16 protein-coding genes are annotated in these 19,313 nt (G+C 36.6%); 12 read left to right on the forward strand and 4 right to left on the reverse strand.

What is annotated here, in order from left to right:
- Positions 1-14 precede the first annotated feature (14 nt).
- From PWU04_RS12240 to PWU04_RS12275, 8 genes are all read left to right on the forward strand, one after another.
- A complete protein-coding gene (locus tag PWU04_RS12240) occupies positions 15-1,241 on the forward strand; it encodes a M20/M25/M40 family metallo-hydrolase (RefSeq protein ID WP_274476405.1) in 1,227 nt (408 codons plus the stop codon).
- A gap of 53 nt (positions 1,242-1,294) precedes the next feature.
- Positions 1,295-2,290: a tRNA dihydrouridine synthase DusB gene (dusB, locus tag PWU04_RS12245; protein WP_274476406.1), complete on the forward strand. Its 996-nt coding sequence runs from the start codon at positions 1,295-1,297 to the stop codon at positions 2,288-2,290.
- 132 nt (positions 2,291-2,422) lie between these two features.
- Positions 2,423-2,722 carry a hypothetical protein gene (locus PWU04_RS12250; protein ID WP_274476407.1) on the forward strand — a complete coding sequence of 100 codons (300 nt, stop codon included), beginning with the start codon at positions 2,423-2,425 and terminating at the stop codon, positions 2,720-2,722.
- A gap of 118 nt (positions 2,723-2,840) precedes the next feature.
- On the forward strand, positions 2,841-4,433 hold the full coding sequence (locus PWU04_RS12255) for a SulP family inorganic anion transporter (RefSeq protein ID WP_274476408.1): 1,593 nt from the start codon (positions 2,841-2,843) through the stop codon (positions 4,431-4,433).
- 5 nt (positions 4,434-4,438) lie between these two features.
- Positions 4,439-5,236 (forward strand): universal stress protein, encoded by a 798-nt coding sequence (locus PWU04_RS12260; protein WP_274476409.1) that lies wholly within the window; start codon positions 4,439-4,441, stop codon positions 5,234-5,236.
- Between the two features lie 39 nt (positions 5,237-5,275).
- A complete protein-coding gene (locus PWU04_RS12265; protein WP_274476410.1) occupies positions 5,276-5,905 on the forward strand; it encodes a carbonic anhydrase family protein in 630 nt (209 codons plus the stop codon).
- A gap of 167 nt (positions 5,906-6,072) precedes the next feature.
- Positions 6,073-7,932 (forward strand): SulP family inorganic anion transporter, encoded by a 1,860-nt coding sequence (locus PWU04_RS12270; RefSeq protein ID WP_274476411.1) that lies wholly within the window; start codon positions 6,073-6,075, stop codon positions 7,930-7,932.
- Positions 7,933-7,939: 7 nt separating this feature from the next.
- Positions 7,940-8,566 (forward strand): carbonic anhydrase, encoded by a 627-nt coding sequence (locus PWU04_RS12275; RefSeq protein ID WP_274476412.1) that lies wholly within the window; start codon positions 7,940-7,942, stop codon positions 8,564-8,566.
- 99 nt (positions 8,567-8,665) lie between these two features.
- Here the strand turns inward: PWU04_RS12275 and PWU04_RS12280 are convergent, their stop codons facing one another.
- Genes PWU04_RS12280 through PWU04_RS12290 form a run of 3 tightly spaced genes read right to left on the reverse strand, consistent with a single transcriptional unit; the run spans position 8,666 to position 13,521 of the window.
- Complete coding sequence (locus PWU04_RS12280) at positions 8,666-9,913, reverse strand: T9SS type A sorting domain-containing protein (RefSeq protein ID WP_274476413.1); 1,248 nt, start codon at positions 9,911-9,913, stop codon at positions 8,666-8,668.
- Between the two features lie 45 nt (positions 9,914-9,958).
- Positions 9,959-11,377, reverse strand: coding sequence for an HmuY family protein (locus PWU04_RS12285; protein WP_274476414.1), 1,419 nt, complete (start codon positions 11,375-11,377; stop codon positions 9,959-9,961).
- A 5-nt stretch (positions 11,378-11,382) separates the two neighbouring features.
- Complete coding sequence (locus tag PWU04_RS12290; protein WP_274476415.1) at positions 11,383-13,521, reverse strand: TonB-dependent receptor plug domain-containing protein; 2,139 nt, start codon at positions 13,519-13,521, stop codon at positions 11,383-11,385.
- A 105-nt stretch (positions 13,522-13,626) separates the two neighbouring features.
- Between PWU04_RS12290 and PWU04_RS12295 the strand changes: the two genes are divergently transcribed.
- Genes PWU04_RS12295 through PWU04_RS12310 form a run of 4 tightly spaced genes read left to right on the forward strand, consistent with a single transcriptional unit; the run spans position 13,627 to position 18,762 of the window.
- Positions 13,627-14,535, forward strand: a complete 909-nt coding sequence (locus tag PWU04_RS12295; RefSeq protein ID WP_274476416.1) for a DUF6607 family protein — start codon at positions 13,627-13,629, stop codon at positions 14,533-14,535.
- Between the two features lie 4 nt (positions 14,536-14,539).
- The gene (locus tag PWU04_RS12300) at positions 14,540-16,039 is read left to right on the forward strand and encodes an ankyrin repeat domain-containing protein (RefSeq protein WP_274476417.1); all 1,500 of its coding nucleotides are present in this window, start codon (positions 14,540-14,542) and stop codon (positions 16,037-16,039) included.
- Positions 16,040-16,048: 9 nt separating this feature from the next.
- Positions 16,049-16,528 (forward strand): DUF2271 domain-containing protein, encoded by a 480-nt coding sequence (locus PWU04_RS12305; RefSeq protein ID WP_274476418.1) that lies wholly within the window; start codon positions 16,049-16,051, stop codon positions 16,526-16,528.
- Between the two features lie 29 nt (positions 16,529-16,557).
- The gene (locus PWU04_RS12310; protein ID WP_274476419.1) at positions 16,558-18,762 is read left to right on the forward strand and encodes a PepSY domain-containing protein; all 2,205 of its coding nucleotides are present in this window, start codon (positions 16,558-16,560) and stop codon (positions 18,760-18,762) included.
- On the opposite strand, the gene PWU04_RS12315 is transcribed toward PWU04_RS12310, so the two are convergent.
- Entirely contained in the window at positions 18,763-19,278 is a 516-nt protein-coding gene (locus PWU04_RS12315) for a CvpA family protein (protein ID WP_274476420.1), read from the reverse strand.
- Positions 19,279-19,313 lie beyond the last annotated feature (35 nt).

The raw sequence follows: 19,313 nt of genomic DNA on the forward strand, positions 1-19,313 counted from the left end.
AAATAACACTTAAAATGAAACAACTAATCTTTCTTTCATTACTCACTTTATTTACGGCATGTAAAAAGAACCCGTCTTTAACAGAAAACAATATTAAAAAAGACATAACGTTTTTGGCAGATGATAAACTAGAAGGTAGAGAAACGGGCACAAAAGGAGAAGAAATGGCCGCAAATTATATCGCTAAACGATTTAAACAACTGCAACTATCACCCAAGGGAACAAATGGATTTTTACAAACATTTTCGTTCAAACCAAAAATCAACCCTCATGAAAATGTTAAATACACTAATACATCTACAGAAAGCTCTATAACAGGGTCCAATGTCATAGGTTTTTTGGATAACAAGGCCTCCAACACTATAGTTATTGGCGCACATTACGACCATCTTGGATTTGGAGATGAAAACTCATTACACCGCGGCGAAAGAGCTATTCACAATGGTGCTGATGATAACGCAAGTGGTGTGGCGGTTATGCTAAGGCTTGCAGGGTTATTAAACGAACAAAACAAAAACAATAACTATTTGTTCATTGCCTTTTCTGGTGAGGAAATGGGACTTTTGGGTTCAAACTATTTTGTAAAACACCCTACAGTAGACCTAAAAACGATAAACTATATGATAAATCTGGATATGGTAGGGCGCCTTAAACCAGATAACACTTTAGCAGTTTATGGAATTGGCACCTCACCATCATGGAAACAAACTATAAATGCCACTAACACAAACTTCAAATTAACAGAGAAAGAGTCTGGAATAGGCCCATCAGACCACACATCGTTTTACCTCCATAATATTCCTGTGTTGCATTTTTTCACAGGGCAGCACAAAGATTACCATAAACCAGATGATGACATTGAAAAACTCAACTATGAGGGGATGGAGGCAATTTCCAACTATATTTTTGATATCACCACGGAACTAGATGACAATGCCAAACTTGCCTTTAGGAAGACAAAAAACGAAAGTGAAGAAGTTCCAAGATTTAAGGTAACTCTAGGAGTTGTTCCTGATTATTTATTTGATGGTAAAGGAATGCGAATTGATGGTATTAGCGAAGGCAAACCCGCTCAAATAGCTGGACTACAAAAAGGTGATATCGTGCTTAAACTTGGAGATCTTGAAGTTATTGATATGATGAGCTACATGAAAGCACTTGCTGTATATAACAAAGGCGACGAAACCGAAGTAACTGTAAACAGAAATGGAGACACTCTTATTGTTAACTTAAAATTCTAGATAATTACATCATTTTCAGTACCTTTGCAGCCCTTTAATAAATATTTTGACCTTTGGTAAAGATAGACAACATAGAACTCCCTGATTTTCCGCTGCTTCTAGCACCAATGGAAGATGTTAGCGACCCTCCTTTTCGGGCATTGTGCAAGGAACAAGGAGCCGATGTAGTATATACTGAATTTATTTCCAGTGAAGGATTAATTCGTGATGCTGCAAAAAGCACCATGAAATTGGACATCTACGAAAAAGAGCGTCCAGTAGGAATACAAATATTTGGAGCCAACCTTGAAAGTATGCTTCAAACTGTTGACATAGTTGAAAAATCTAATCCTGATATAATCGATATCAACTTTGGTTGTCCCGTAAAGAAAGTGGTTTGTAAAGGAGCCGGAGCAGGCATCTTGAAGGATATCGACCTTATGGTGAAACTTACCCAGGAAATGGTAAAGCGCACCAGTTTGCCAATTACCGTCAAAACTCGTTTGGGGTGGGATCACGACTCTATAAAAATTGTTGAAGTTGCCGAACGTCTTCAAGACGTAGGTTGCAAGGCCATATCCATACACGGGCGCACACGAGCACAAATGTACAAGGGTAATGCCGATTGGCGGCCTATTGCCGAAGTAAAAAACAATCCACGCATGAATATTCCTGTGTTTGGAAACGGAGATGTAGACACTCCAGAAAGAGCTATGGAAATGCGTGATGTCTACGGATTGGATGGTTGTATGATTGGACGTGCTTCAATAGGAAACCCTTGGTTCTTTAAACAAGTTAAGCACTATTTTAAAACAGGAGAGCACCTAGCGCCGATTTCGCTTGAAGAAAGAGTAGATGCAGCTCGCAGACATTTACAAATGGCCATTGATTGGAAAGGGGAAAAGCTCGGTGTTTTCGAAACCAGAAGGCATTACACCAATTACTTCAGAGGTATTCCCGGCATTAAACCTTTCAGAATGAAAATGGTAACCAGTGACGATCCTGCTGATGTTTTTACTGCTTTTGATGAAGTATTAGAAGCTTTTGGTGATTTTCAATTCACAGAATAGAACACACCCAGATCAACGATAATTACCACTCTTTTAAGTTTCAACTTTTGGGTTGTAGACTAGACTTTAGAAATCCTTAACATGAAATTAAAATTTTGATGTTATTTTTGAGATTGGTATATTCACAAAAAAATGCCTAGAACAACAATATCCATATTCTTTTCTATTCTGTTTGTGCTATTTGTTTCTGCACCAACAGTAATTTCTGTTATAGAAAAGAGTTTCGATGTTTCGGTATTTTTCAGCATGAATGAAGAAGAAAACAACGAAAATGAAGTTTCTAAGAAATTAGAACTTAAGATGTTTGAACTTACGGATACTGCTCAATTATCACAATTAGAGCGATCAGTTAAAAACGAAATCGTTTTTTACTTAAAGCCCTATGCGTTATTGTCTGCTGACAACACCTCACCCCCTCCTGAACAAGTATAATACACATTTATTTACAGCAAATTCACTGTTCTGAATTTGCCTATTCAATTATTTATTATCTGAAAAATGTTCAATTGCTTTGGTCTTTACATATACCAAAGCCTAAGTGTATTATATTATGTTCAAGTATATTAAAAATGACTTACCGGCAAGTATCGTAGTTTTCTTCGTAGCTCTCCCCTTATGTTTAGGAATAGCCTTAGCCAGTGGTGCGCCATTGTTCTCTGGTTTAATTGCCGGTATTATTGGTGGGATTGTTGTTGGTTCTTTAAGTGGCTCCAATATTGGAGTGAGTGGACCTGCAGCAGGTTTGGCCGCTATCGTATTAACTGCCATAGGCGCCTTAGGAGGATATGAAAACTTCCTTCTTGCTGTCGTTTTAGGTGGAGTCATCCAACTGATATTAGGATTCTTAAAAGCAGGGGTTATTGGATATTATTTCCCATCATCAGTAATTAAAGGGATGCTTACAGGAATTGGAATCATCATCATCCTAAAACAAATACCTCACTTTTTTGGTTATGATGCCGAACCTGAGGGAGCGGACAGTTTTCTTGAGGCATCTGGAGAAAACACCTTTTCCTCCATTTTGCATATTTTCGACAATATTATCATGGGGTCTATGATCATTGGTATAGCTGCACTTGGTGTAATCCTTTTTTGGGATAATATACTTGCCAAAAAAGCCAAGTTTTTTAAAGTTATTCAAGGGCCTTTAGTTGCGGTTGTATTAGGTATTATATTTTTTGTAATCACCAAATCCAACAGTGCTTTAAGCATTTCCGATTCCCACTTGGTTAGCGTGCCTATTCCAGATGATTTTAGTTCTTTTTTAGGACAGTTCTCCTTTCCTAATTTTGCAGCAATTACTAATTACGAGGTTTGGGTAACAGCATTTACAATTGCACTGGTAGCTAGTTTAGAAACTTTACTATGTGTAGAAGCAACGGATAAATTAGACCCACACAAAAATGTAACCCCAACCAACCGAGAGTTATTGGCACAAGGAACGGGAAATATTTTTTCTGGATTAGTTGGAGGTTTACCGATTACCCAAGTAATCGTTAGAAGTTCTGCCAATATTCAATCGGGAGGACGAACCAAACTGTCAGCCATTATCCACGGAATACTGTTATTAATTTCGGTTATCTTGATTCCAAGATTATTAAATATGATTCCTTTATCTGTTTTGGCTGCCATTCTATTGGTCGTGGGCTATAAACTGGCAAAACCAAAATTGTTTTTGGAAATGTACAGTTTAGGTTGGAAACAATGGCTTCCATTTATCGTTACTGTACTGGGTATTGTATTTACAGATCTATTAAAAGGAATAAGCCTAGGACTTGTTGTAGGGATTATTGTTATCCTCTTGAAAAGCTACCAAAACTCTCACTTCTTGCACATTGAAGACAAAAGTAACGCTAAGCATAAAATAAAAATGACACTTGCAGAAGAGGTAACCTTCATCAATAAGGGGGCCATTCTTAAAGAATTACACAGCTTGCCTCGAGACACTTATCTGGAAATTGATGTGATGAAGACTCGTTATTTGGATCATGATATTATTGAGATTCTAGAAGACTTTACCCATATAGCGAAAGAACGAAACATCGATGTGAAATTGATATCTGAACGGGGAGTGATTGAAAACCCTCCAAGTTTTATTCAGTTCTTTAAAGAACGTCCAAAATCCAAACTAAGCTTAAGCTAACACTTATGGATTCTAATGCACAAAACATATTGGTGCTTTCAGATTTGGGAGGTACAACTGATACTACCTTAAAGAGTGCAGTGAGTTTGGCCAACATGATTAATGGCAGAATTGAGTTGTTTCATGTGAAAAAGCCAAAAGACATTGTACAAATGGAAAATCAGTTGTCGGCAATTCGAAGCATTAACGAAGAAAAGAATAGAACTAGAAAGAGCATTCAAAAAATGATCCAGCCAATTGCGCAAACTTATGGAATACCAATCCAGTTTAACTTTGCTTTTGGCAACGTCATAAACGAAATAGGATCATATATCAAAGAATCCCGTCCAGATATCATTGTTATGGGTAAAAAGCAGTCCAAACTGCTTAATTTAGGAAGTGATAGGTTAACCCAATTTATACTGGACGAACACGAAGGCCCAATTATAATAGCCGGTATGGAAAACAGCTTAGAACCCAATAAACAATTATCTTTGGGAGTTTTTAATGGCTCATATTCGAGCTTTACCGAAAACCTATTGCCTTTTACTGAGCAACCTGTAAAATCCTTCAAAATAGTGCATGGTGATGACACTATAAGCACATACAAACATTCTGAAAATAAAGACATTGTGGAGTATATTTTCGAAGCAGGTGATCAAACCATTAAAAACATATCCAAATACCTATCTAAAAGCAATGTAAATTTGTTTTCTATAGATAGAAGACAATCAAAGTCAAAGAATAATATAAAATCAAAACATACAGATATTTTAAATATTGTAAATAACATTAATATCTCACTCTTATTATCGTCGAAGTAATTAAGAGACTATAAGTGAGTTATAAAATCAACTAAAATTATGAAAGCACATACTAAAGAGACACAAGCTACAATGACTCCAGAAAAGTCATTAACATTTTTAAAGGAAGGAAACTTAAGATTTCAGAACAACCTAAAGGCTAACAGAAACTTATTGGAACAAGTTAATGACACAAAAGAAGGCCAGTTCCCCTTCGCAACAATATTGAGCTGTATAGACTCAAGGGTATCTGCAGAACTTGTATTCGATCAAGGGCTGGGAGACATTTTTAGTGTGCGCATTGCAGGGAACTTTGTAAATGAAGATATTCTGGGAAGTATGGAATTTGCCTGTAAATTGGCAGGAACCAAACTTATTGTCGTACTAGGGCATACCAGTTGTGGAGCAGTAAAAGGGGCTTGTGACCACGCCGAAATGGGAAATCTAACTAAATTGATTGAAAAAATCACACCTGCTGTTAATGGAGTCGCAGAACCAGCTGACGAAAGTTTGAGAACGTCAAAAAACTTAGAGTTTGTAGATGCCGTTTCCGAGAAGAACGTTCATTTAACTATTGAAAGAATTCGTAAGGAAAGTCCAATTCTTGATGAAATGGAAAAAAATGGAGAAATTAAGATTGTTGGGGCAATGTACGACATCAATACTGGAGCTGTTAATTTCTATGAATAAAATTAAATTGCAGTTTTACATCTAAGATATATAGGCAGCGTTAGCATTATTGTTAACGCTGTTTTTTTTGTATTTAATCCACTTATTTTCAAACAAAAGAGACTTGTAGACATTTTTATATTTAGGATATAAAAGTTAAATTAGAGAAGTGATATAAAAAATATAATTTGAACAAATTATTCTCCAATTTTAAAGGTGATATGTTCGGAGGTGTTACTGCAGGTATTGTAGCATTGCCGTTGGCTCTTGCCTTTGGAGTTAGTTCAGGACTCGGACCTAGTGCGGGTCTTTATGGCGCTATTTTTTTAAGCTTCTTTGCAGCCCTTTTGGGAGGCACTAACACTCAAATTTCCGGCCCTACAGCACCAATGACAGCCGTAAGCATGGTAATTATTGCTGGTATAATTGCGACCAATGACGGCGATGTAGAGAAAGCCCTCCCTACTATTTTAGTTGTGTTTTTGCTATCCGGCCTTATGCAGATTGGATTAGGAGTTTTAGGTTTAGGAAAGTACATTAGATACATACCGTACCCTGTTGTGTCTGGATTTATGTCGGCGATAGGAGTAATAATTATCGTAACGCAAATTTTGCCATCTTTGGGATATTACCCAAAAGAAGATGCGGATTACGTAGCACAGTTTAAACCTATGGCAGAAGAGGCCATCCTAGAAAATATTTTAATTGAAGAAGCTGATGAAGGTATTTTGGTATTGGAAGATTTTAGGGAAACCATCGACCGCGCTGAACATATTTCGGAAGCCGATATTCTCAAAGAATCTGAAACCTTGGCAGCCAATAATGCTTCTGGCGTTGTAGGTGCTATTAAAGTATTTCCAAGAGCCCTTATGAAAATTAATTGGTTGGAACTGATTTTGGCCCTAGGAACCATTTTGATTATTTATGGCTTTAAGCGGATAACAAAAGCTATACCAAGTACCTTGGTAGCCTTATTTGTGATGTCTACAATTGCTATTGTTTTTGGGTTGGACTATAAACCTATAGAGCAAATTCCCAGTGGATTTCCATCACTTAATTTAGAAATGTTTACCAATTTTAGCTTTAATCAAGTAACTCCTTACATTTTTACTGCGCTTACATTAGCTCTTCTAGGCGCTATAGACTCTTTACTGACAAGTATTGTAGCAGATAATATGACCAAAACGAAACACCAACCTAATAAGGAATTGGTAGGGCAAGGCATAGGAAACAGTATAGGAGCAGTTTTCGGAGGACTACCAGGTGCAGGAGCCACCATTAGAACAGTCGTGAATATTCAATCGGGAGGGAAAACGAAACTTTCAGGAATGATTGCTGGTTTAGTATTACTCATCATTTTATTATTGTTGGGACCAGTAGCTTCCAAAATTCCTGCAGCAGTTTTGGCTGGAATATTGATTACGGTGGGTATTGGCGTTATGGACTACAAAGGGCTTAAGGCTATACCCAGCATGCCTAAAGATGTAAAAATAGGACCTATTCGATTCAGTATGGAAGTTATGATTATGATCGTAGTTTTGATACTTTCAACTACTTGGAATTTAGTATATGCTGTAGGAATTGGACTTGTCATCGCATCTCTCATGTTCATGAAAAAAATTGGAGACCTCACAGCCGAACGCTCTGACGTAAAACCTTTAACCAAGGCAAAGTCTATAGATGGCGGCCCCTATTTTCCGAAAAAGTTACAGGAGGAAGTATTTATAAAATATCTAAAAGGACCATTGTTTTTTGGTTCCACCGATGACTTTCATAGCTTGGCGGCACAAATACCAACGACTGCCAAAGTAGTTATAATTCGGTTAAGCCGCATGCAATATATGGATCAATCTGGTTTATACGCCTTTGAAGATGTACTTCAAGAATTAGGAAAAAATGGTGTGACCATTTTATTGGTTGGACTTTTGAAGCAACCTCGCTATATGATGGAACGCATTGAAATTATACCAGAACTAATCCCTGAAGATTGTATTTTTGATACTTTTAAGGATTGCATACAATGGATAAAAAGTAACGGGCAGTATTAGAATTAAAATGGATTTAAATAGAGTTTTTGAAAATAACGAAAAGTGGGTTCAAGAGAAATTGGCCAAAGATGAAAACTACTTTAACAAATTAGGAAAAGGTCAAAATCCACAGTTTCTTTATATAGGTTGCTCAGACAGTCGTGTTGATGTTGAGGGACTCATGGGCTTAGAGCCTGGTGAAGCATTTGTTCATCGAAACATTGCAAATATGGTTATTGCAACAGATTTAAATGCGATGTCTGTAGTGGAATATGCGATTAATCACTTAAAGGTGGCAGATGTAGTAGTTTGTGGTCATTATGCTTGCGGAGGCGTGAAAGCAGCTATGTTATCTGAGGACTTGGGCTTGTTGAACCCTTGGCTGCGCAGTATCAGAGACGTATATCGTTTACATGCCAAAGAACTCAACAGTATTGAAGATGAAGACAAAAGATACAATCGGTTAATTGAACTAAATGTACAGGAACAATGTGCAAACTTAATTAAAACGGCCGCTGTACAAAAAGCGGTTAGGGAACGTGGATTAAAAGTTCACGGATGGGTTTTTGATGTTCATACTGGAAAACTAATCGATTTGAGCATCGATTTTGAAAAGCAATTAAAGAACATCATGGAGATTTATCACTTGGATTAATACATTTACATTATTTAAAAAAGGGGATTTGACAGTATACCCCCCTTTTTTACATGAAAAAACTTAATTAATTAAATATTTTATTCCAAGAGGATTACTCTATTTCAATACAAGCTTTTTAGTTATACTTGCATTTCCAGAAGTAAAATGAACCATATACACTCCGCTTTGTAAGTTTGAAAGGTTCAATCGTTTGCTATAAAACCCTGAATTATTTGATAGCTGTGTACGGAAGACCTCTGCACCAGTTATATCATAAATTGCAACCTTATTTTTATCGGACTCTAAGGTGTTTACATCATAAACCAAGTTAACTTGCTTATCCAAACTTGGATTAGGGTACATACCAAAAGTTATGTTTTCGGTTACATCTTCAATACCAAGAGTTGTAGTTACATTTTCAAAAGTAAACGACACACCCCCCGTGCTACTACCATCAAAATCAACAAAATACATTCTGTAAACAGAATTATCTTCATATTTTATGTAGTAAGCTTGAGTTGGATCTACATTGAACGTAGACGACACATACGATTTCCAATCCCAGCCTATAGTATTGATTTCTTCAGAATAGGTTAAACTTGGGACGGTAGGCATTCCAGATGTTTCCTCATTTTGTGCTACACTTACCTGATCACTGTGCAAAACTCCAGTGACAGGCCAGTACAAACTACCGTCACCATAGTAATCAGAAATATATTTAGTGAATACAAAATCCCAATCGGCAGTAGCTGGTTGAGCTACTACTTCAGCACCGTTTACAAGCGAATAAAAGTTATAGGTATTGTTAGGGTTATTTGAATTGGCAAGCGTTACCGTTGTATCGGCACTCCAAGTAGTTGTACCAGCATCCCAAGTAGCATATTTAAAGGTATAACCATTATAAACATCTTCGTTCATAAACTTTCGGTAAGTGCCATCAGTATATTTTAAAACAAAAATAACGGATCCCTCCACATGGTGATTTACAGGGTTATACTCTCCAAAACCATAAGACGCAGATCCATTGTCGAAAGCTCCATTCCAAGAAGTTTCACTATTGTAAAGCTGTATCCAGGATGATTGATCTGCAATTTGTATGGTATTCCAATCGGATGGATTGTCAGAGACTTCAAAAACTTCAATTCCTGCATGGTCGTTAACACGAATCCCTATATTAAATGCTCCTGTTCTCAAAAATGCTAAATCCCAAGAATTAGCAGCATAGGAATTTGCCGTTTGTGTACTCAATTTATAATACACTTGGTTGGCGTAAGAAGGTGTCATACTTAGATCTACTGTGATTTCCTGTGCTAAGGCTACAAGTCCAAGACAAATTGCTGCAAAGGATAGTAATGTTCTTTTCATAATGATTGATTTTTAATGATATTTAAAGAATGAGAATGAATATTATTAATTGCTATTGTCGGTAAGCAATTCAAATTGGAATTCTGGATAACCACGAATGCCATTATCGTTGCTAAGTGCCAAGAATTTTATTTTATAAAAATTTCCATTAGGGTCTTTTAGAATGTAGAAGCGGTCTGTATACTGTTGCCCTTCAAAAACATCACGCCAATTACTTCCGATAACTCTTTGGTCTTCCTGAAGTTGAGATTCGTCTAAATCGCTATAAACAAACTCATCGTATGCTTTAATGTCAGTATCAACTTGATAAGCCGTAACTCCGCCTTTGCGATTATGAACTACAAAATCTGAATAGCCATAACTTCCATTACCCTCAATAATATTGGTGAAAACTGTAAAGCACATATCCCACTTTTCTTTTTCTGGCTCAACACTTACAGTTGTTTTCGTATTGAAACTAAAGAATGAAAAGTTGTAATCGCTATCTTTACCTATTGAAACTTCCTGATGATTGGTATCGTCAAGATTAGCATATTGAAGCACATAATTCTCGCCATCTTTTAGTACCCTAATTTTCATCCAGCCACGGTGTTCACCAATAACCGAAGCAGTACCAACTGTTGGCGTTTCTGTTCCTATTTCATAGCCTAGGTTAAGTAAGTAAACTTTGTTATTTTCTGGATTGTCGGACACCTCTTCAATAGCCGTACCCATAATATCCCCATTAGGAGCATCTACATAAGCTTCGTTTGCTGCATCGAAAGTTCCAATAGCCACTTGTGGCTGTAGGTTGGTTACATCATCAGAATCAATAGCATCGATATCCGTGGAGTTTAATAGAGCGGCCGCCATATAAATCGACCCATTTAAACCCACTCTAAATTCATTACCGGAATAAAAGCCTAAGTCCCATGAATCACGTTGTACCAGCGTAGTCGCATTACCGCTTAAATCAACATATACTTGATTACCTTCATTTGGCCCTCCTAGCTCAGGCTGAACAACACCCGACATTACAGGAGCACCATTAAGCACAATACTGTTATTCCCCTGTATTATGGCACCTTTATAATCTACATCAATAATGGTAAAGGTAATTTCAGTCGTTTCGTCCAAAAAAGGATTAAGCTTATTAAATGTTATGGTGTTTGTTGTTTCACCAGTATTGATTGACAATGTCAAAATATTATCGTTTGCTGCGGGAGTCGTTGTAAAGTCTTCACCGTAAATAGCGTTAACTGCATTTATAGCAACTGTAATTGTACCAGAATATTTTGCTGATGCCGAATAAACTAAAGGTAAATTTTGCTGCGATTCTATTTCCATCAAGTTTGCCGAAGTACTATTAAAGGCTACTACAAACGTGTCATAGTTTATACTGTCATCGTCTTTACTACAACTGTTAAAGGAAAACAGTAGTGCAAAAGCAAAGACTATTCGGATAAGTTGGTTGATTGTTTTCATCTCGATTATATATTTAAATTATATGCTAGTTTTAAAAAAAATGAACGGCCATAACCACGCATAATACTGGGTTGACCATTGTTATGAGTTCCTCCCGTGCTTGAAGTTGTGGCAACACGGGTAATATCCATTAGGTTTCTGAAACCAAGAGTTACTAATAATTTGTTTTTGATAAATGGTTGTTTTACAGAAGCATCCATCCAATTATAAGCGTTGGTAGTTCCTTGAACATATACTTGTTCACCATCTTCATTGGTACTTTCTAAAAACTGACGCTCCTCTCCAACATGTTTAAAATAAACGGCCAATACCGTTAAAGTTTTCGGGATAGTGTAACTTATGTTAGCGTTAAGCTGGAGGTTGTACAGAAAATCGTCCTTAGGATTATTATTGCTGTCCAATGTTTTTGAAATACCCAACACGCCTATACCCAATTGTGCTCTTAAAGTTTTATAGCTTAAACTGTTTTCTGTAAAAGCACCAATGGATTTGTAACGATCTATGTTATTGTATTTATAAGCTAAAGGACTTAAAGTCTCAACAGTAAGCTCTATACGATCTTGCACAGCTAAATATGAAAAGCTGATCTTATTGTTAAGACGCCAATTTTTATCCTTAAAATTAAATTTCTTTTTAAGATGTAGGAAAGCAGACAGACCTCGTTCGGGATCTAGATCAGGATTGCCTTGAACGTTATGGTTTACATCAACAAAATAAGTAAATAGTTCTTCGTAGTTTGGCGTTCGATTAGCAGTCCCCAAAACAGCTCTTAACTCCCATTCTTTTTTAAAATTATATTTTGAACTCAAAGAAGCATCATACTGGTTATCGAATAAACTAGAAAAACTCACTCTTGTACCTGGCATAAATGAGAGCCTCTTGGAAAGATAAATTTCAGAAGATGCGAATACACCATAGGTATCAAGTTGGTTTTTTACCAGCTCTATTCCCGGATCAATCGAAATGGCATAGGGAGAGCCTTCCCCACTAACAAAATCAACTTCGTAGCCAGCCTGTAGGTTAATTTTTCTTGTGTCAATAAGGTTACTGAGTGTCCCCCTTGAGAAGAATGCCGACCGTGATAGATATTCTCCTTTTTCAACGTTTTCTTTTACTTCTGTAAAAATCCTATATGTATATCGCTCTAAGTCTTTTGTTTGCTGTTGATAAGATACCGACACATTATAGTTCACCTTATTATTGATTGTACCTACAGCATTTAGATGATGATAAAAGCGACTGTTTGTGTAAACCTCATCCAAGGAACTTGGATTGATCGTTCCAGTTGCAGGGTTTTCGTTTAAATCTGGGCTTTCATCATATTTATATATGTCTTCATTAAAGTACTCAAATTTGTAGAAAGTGTTAATTACATCACTTTTAAAGCTTAGCAGGGCTTTTGTACTGTTTTGAAGTTTGGGCAACCATTCATACCCACCAAGGCTATCGCTCAAATAATAATACTCTCCTTGCTTATCACCCTTGTAACCAGAAAAATCGTTTCGTGTATGCCCTAAACTAGCAAACCAATGGTCATTAATATTGCTACCTAGTTTAGCCGATTGAATATGTCGTCCTCCATCAAAAGCATCATATTCTCCTCCGACGGTTTCTTCTTGAGCGTATATATCAACTTCCCATTTATAGTAAGACGCCTTTTTGGTAATAATATTAATTACTCCAGCAACAGCATTCGACCCGTATTGCACGCCCATAGCACCTTCAACTATTTCTATGCGCTCAATATCGTCTAGATTAATTTGGGTAAGATCCGTATTGTTACCCATACCCTCTTCATTAACAATCGGGATATTATCCACCAACACCTTAACATATTGTCCGTCGAGACCAAACATGCTGATCTCAGATTTACCTGTAGAGCTATTTGGTATAATATTAATGTTAAGCGTCTGGTTTAATAGGTCTGCAAGATTATTGGCTGCCTGCTGCTCAATGTCTCTTCTTGAAATAACCTCAACTTCAAAAACGGACTTTTCTACAGATTGCGGATTCAACTGCCCCGTAAGAACCACTTCCTCTAAGGATTGCATATTTGTAGTGTCCTGAACTTTCTCTTGACTGTAGGAAATGAAGAAGGAAAAAAAGAAAAAATAAAACAGAATTTTATTTTTATTTAGACTCATTATTAATAGTTTTGCTGCAAATATAGAAACTATTTTTATTTAGATTCAATAAAGATTATTTAATTTTTAAAAAACATCATTATCAACAAATCAACTTTATACAAAATGAAAAAGTTATCCATTCTTTTAGTATTATCATTGGCATTTACCTTGAATTCACTAGGGCAAAGCAAGAAAAAGCAAGACGAAAAAGCCATCAAGGACATGTGTGGTTGTTACGAAGTAAACTTTAATTTCGTTGAAACCTTTAGCTACTCTCAGGACTCTTTATACAAAGCATCTAAGATTAAGCATGCTAGAGGCTTAGAGTGGATTCAATTAATTGAAGACAGTAAGAATAAGATCTCTATGCAACATCTTCTTATTGTAGGAAGACCTGACACACCACACATCGTAAAACACTGGAGACAAGACTGGTTATTCGAAAATACCGACCTATACATGTTCGACCATGAAAACAAATGGAAGTACGTAAGCTTACCTAAAAAAGAAGTTAAAGGACAATGGACACAAAAGGTATTTCAAGTTGACGATAGTCCTCGTTATGAAGGAACAGCTACTTGGGTGCATGTTGATGGAAAAAGCTATTGGGAAAATACCACCGATGCTCCATTACCAAGACGTGAATACACGCAACGAAGTGATTACAATGTTACAACAAGACGCAACAGACAGGAAATCACCGATAATGGATGGATTCACGACCAGAACAACGACAAAATTATCCGTGAAAATAATAAAGTAGACATCCTATTGGCCCAAGAAAAAGGATATAATACATATACAAAAGTAGACGACAGTAAATGTAAAGCAGCTCAAGACTGGTGGGCAGAGAACCAATCAAAATGGGCTATTGTACGCACTAAATGGGAAAAAGTATTCGCAAGAAAGATAGACTTGGCTTTAGAAAGTAAGGTTGATAATAAACAATTGTTTAAATACCTATTTTCTGATGACAATAGTAGCTCGGAAGACATTAGCAGCATTATTGACTCATTTATAGTTAACCAATAATCTTATGAGTTTCAATTTCAAACCTACATTTTTATTCATATTGGTTGTCCTGCAAGTAGCTATGGCCGTTGCCCAGGACACCAATGTGTTTTTAAGTCGTGACTTTTGGAAATCTCAGCCTACAGTAGACGATATTAAAGCCAAGATAGACAAAGGTACTGATATAGCTCAACTTAATGGTTATGGCTTTGATGCCGTAGTCTATGCTATTTTAGAACAGGTGCACAATTCCACCATAAAATACATGTTGTCTATACCTGGCAATGGAGTTAACAAACTTACCCACGACGGACGCACTTATATTTTCTGGGGAGCTTACAAAGGCAATATTGAGTTGATGGAATACCTTTTGAAACAAGGTGCAAAAACCGATATCACTGACGATAAAGGCAATACTATTTTAAACTTTGCCGCCTCTACTGGACAACAAAACACAAAAGTGTATGATATATGCCTTGCCAATGGTAACAATTTGGAAAAAGACCTTAATCCTGATGGGGCAAATGCATTACTTTTGGTAGCACCATACATCAAGAATAACTCCCTATTGGAATACTTTACCAGTAAGGAACTTGACATAAATAGTACCGATAAACTTGGTAACGGAATATTTAATTACGCCGCTAAATCAGGCAACATCAACTTGCTTGAATCATTAATTAGTAAAGGTGTCAACTACAAATCCCTGAATAAGGAAAATGGGAACGCCATGCTTTTTGCCGCCAAGGGAACTAGAGGCAACAGGAATGGTATAGAAATATATGAGTTTTTAGAAAAGCAAGGAATCAATCCAAATGTAATTACTTCATCTGGGACAACCCCGCTTCATATTTTAGCAAGAAACGGTAAAATTGAAGTTATCTCGTATTTCTTGGAAAAGGAGGTAAATGCTAACCAGGCAGATGCCGATGGGAACACTGCTTTTATTCTGGCATCATCTGCCAACGATTTAGCCATCGTAAAGGTATTACACACAAAAACTAAAGACATTAATACCACAAACAAGAAAGGTCAATCTGCCCTAACTATGGCCGTTGAAAACAATTCGCTTGAAGTTATTTCGTTCTTAATCAAGAACAGAGCTAACATAAATATTGTAGACAGTAAGGGCAACACATTGATGTACTACCTTATTGAATCTTATAGCCCAAGGTCTGTAAATGAATTCCAATCGAAATTATCAGTATTGAGCGACAATGGTGTAAAAATCAATACCACTCAAGCAGATGGAAATACACTATTCCACCTTGCTGTAGAAAAGCAGGATGTGAAACTTTTAGAGCTTATAAACGGTTTTGGAATCGATGTAAACGCCACTAACAATAATGGTTTAACACCACTTCAATTAGCTGCTATGACAGCTAAAGATGCAGCTCTAATAAAATACCTTATTTCTATTGGGGCAGATAAGTCTGTAGTTACAGATTTTGGCGAAACACTTTTCGATCTAACTCAGGAAAATGAGAAGTTTAGAGACCAATCAACCATTGAATTTTTAAAATAAGTTATGACGATGAAGTTGAAATCGATATTAGCCGCATTTTTGGTTATGGGAATAACCCTTTCGTTTACCATATCTAAGAGCCAAACCTACAAATGCATGATACAAATGACCAACTATACTGGTGAGGGTGCCTATGTTGTAGTATCGTTAATCAATCCTAATGATGAGTATGAAGAAACACTTTACGTACATGGTGATGATGATGAATGGTATTTCGACATTACAGAATGGTGGCAGTTTTACGGGAAAAGACGTCCTAATATAGATGCCATCACAGGTGCAACCATAAGTAGCGGACAGCGCACTATTAACGTGATAAACATAACCGACAACAAAATTGACGCTGGTTATAAGATCCGTTTTGAAACTGCAGTTGAAGATCAGCAATACCACACAAGTGATGTAGAATTTGAGCTAACATCAGAAAGCGTAAAAAGTAAAGTAGAAGGAAATGGCTTTATCCGTTACGTACGAATAATGCCAAATTAAAATTGATAAGTTATAAAACAGCATAAGCAATGACCATTTCAATTTGGAGGTACAGTCACTTAGCCTTGGCTGTATCTTCTTTTGTGTTTATAGTATTAGCTTCGGTAACCGGAATAATTCTAGCTTTCGAACCGATTTCCAATAAAGTAAAGCCATATTACGTCGATGGAGCAGAAAACCTAACGCTTGCAGAAATTATTCCTGTACTTAAAGCTGAGTACGACGAAATCATGACACTTTCAGTAGATGCCAACGGTTTTGTATCAGCTTCAGCAATTACTAAAGATGGTAATATTTTAGATGGTTATATAGATCCGTTTTCGGGTAAAAAAATTGGTGATCCAATTAAAAAAGCGGCGCTGTTTGAATTTGCTACCAATCTACACCGTTCGCTTTTTCTAAAAAGTACAGGTAGAATTTTAGTTGGCATTGCTTCTTTTCTATTATTTCTAATTGCTGTTTCAGGACTGATTTTGGTTTTAAAGCGTCAAAAAGGTATTAAAGCCTTCTTTGGAAAAATAGTAAAAGAGAATAATCCCCAGTTTTTTCATATTGTTTTAGGACGATGGAATTTAATTCCAATTGCAATCATTACATTAACCGGAGTATATCTGTCGCTGTTTCGCTTCGAAATATTTCCAAAAGAAGGTATAAATCACAAAGTCAACTACGATACCCTAAGCGACTCACCAAACTTGTCCTTAAAAAGTTTTGCTGTATTCAAGAACATCAGGCTAAACGTTGTAAACGAAATTGAGTTTCCATTTTCAAGCGATATGGAAGATTTTTATGTTCTTAAACTTACCGATAAAGAATTATTGATAAATCAGTTTACGGGAAGTATTGAAAGTAGTGTAGACTATCCTTCGGCCAATGTATTATCGCAACTTAGTATTGCACTTCATACTGGAGAAGGAAGTATTATTTGGGCTTTAGTTTTGGCAATTGCATGCATGAACATTCTTTACTTTGTGTACTCTGGATTTTCAATGACTCTAAAACGCAGAAAATCGAGAATAAAGAACAGATTCAATAAAGATGACTGCGACTATATTGTTTTGGTAGGATCGGAAAACGGCACTACCATGCAGTACGCCTCCTTATTCCATAAAGCCTTATTAGAAACAAGGCTTAAAGTGTACATGGATGAACTAAACAACTTAACAACCTACAAGAATTTAAAGCACTTAGTAATTTTCACTGCAACTTACGGTCAAGGTGAGCCGCCAGCCAATGCCATAAAGTTTAAATCGCTTTTGGAAAAACATCCAATAAAAAATCATTTTTTATATTCTGTTGTTGGGTTTGGCTCTAAAGCCTACCCAGGTTTCTGTCAATATGCTATTCAAGTTGACCAGTTGTTAAGCAACAATAAACAGGCTACTTCTTTATTGGATTTACACACTGTGAATAACAAGAATTTTAATGACCTTAATACTTGGGCCGATAAATGGGCAACTGCTTTAGGCCATAAAATTGATATTTCTAAGGGAAGGAACATCTACTCCCCACCGCAATCCCAACTGTTTAAAATTATTGACCGAACCCTTCTTGAAAACACCCAAGACGACACCTTCCTTATTACTCTAAAACCCCATAAACGCAATCGCTTTGTTCCTGGTGACTTGCTTGCTGTACAACCAGGTGATAACGAACAGGAACGCTTGTATTCCATTGGCGCGACAAAAGAAAAGGAATTGGTATTAAGTATTAAAAAACACGAGTACGGACTTTGTTCAAACTACCTCTACAAACTAAAAAAACAAGATGTTTTAGATGCACAAATCATCACCAATAGCCCCTTTCATTTTCCGAAGGGCAAGCAACCCGTTGTGATGATTGCCAATGGTACAGGTATAGCCCCGTTTTTGGGCATGATAAACCAAAACTCAAAAAAACAGGAAACACATCTATATTGGGGAGGCAAAACCCCACAAGCATTTAAAATCTACGAAGAAGGTTTACAACAGAATTTAATTGACGGCAACCTCTCCAAGCTACATTTGGCTTACTCACGATTAAATAAACAAAAAGTTTATGTTCAAGACCTATTAAATCGTGATGCCGAGGTTATAGCAGATATAGTGAAAAATAAAGGAACTGTAATGGTTTGCGGATCGTTATCTATGCAAAATGACGTCCTGAAGGCACTAGATGGTATTGTCACTTCTTTAAACAAAAAGCCACTGGAATACTATAAAACCCAAAAACAGATAAAACTGGATTGTTATTAATTAAGCTGTCTCCTTATTTCCATGCTCATTTTCTCTAGACTCTAAAAAACTTGGAAAAACCAGTGTCACCAAGTTTTTCACCGGTTGATACAAAATAGAATTTTCCAATTCATCTTCCTCCACAAAAGGTAAAGTGTTGTTCATTTTAGAAAAGACAATCAGGATTACACTTAAGACCAATGCTATTTTCAAGGCTCCAAAAACGCCTCCCAAAATTTTGTTGAGCATCCCCAAGGCCGCAAAATCGGCCAGTTTTGTTAAAGCCTTTCCTGCCAAAGCAATTACTACAACGATAACCACAAAAGTGATGGCAAAAGCTACAATATTCACATAATTATCATCCCAATTTACGTAGTCTATCAACATGTTTCCGGCAAAATAACTAAAATGGATAGCGCCATAAACTCCAGCCACTAATGCCACCAAAGAAGCAATCTCAACGAAAAGCCCCTTTATAAATCCACGAACCAATCCAAACAGCAACAATGCCGCTAAAACAATGTCTAAAACGTTCATATAAAAATTAATTTCAACAAATATAAACTAACTTT

Origin of the sequence: Mangrovimonas aestuarii (assembly GCF_028767185.1) — a bacterium.
Classification (GTDB): Bacteria; Bacteroidota; Bacteroidia; order Flavobacteriales; family Flavobacteriaceae; genus Mangrovimonas_B; species Mangrovimonas_B aestuarii.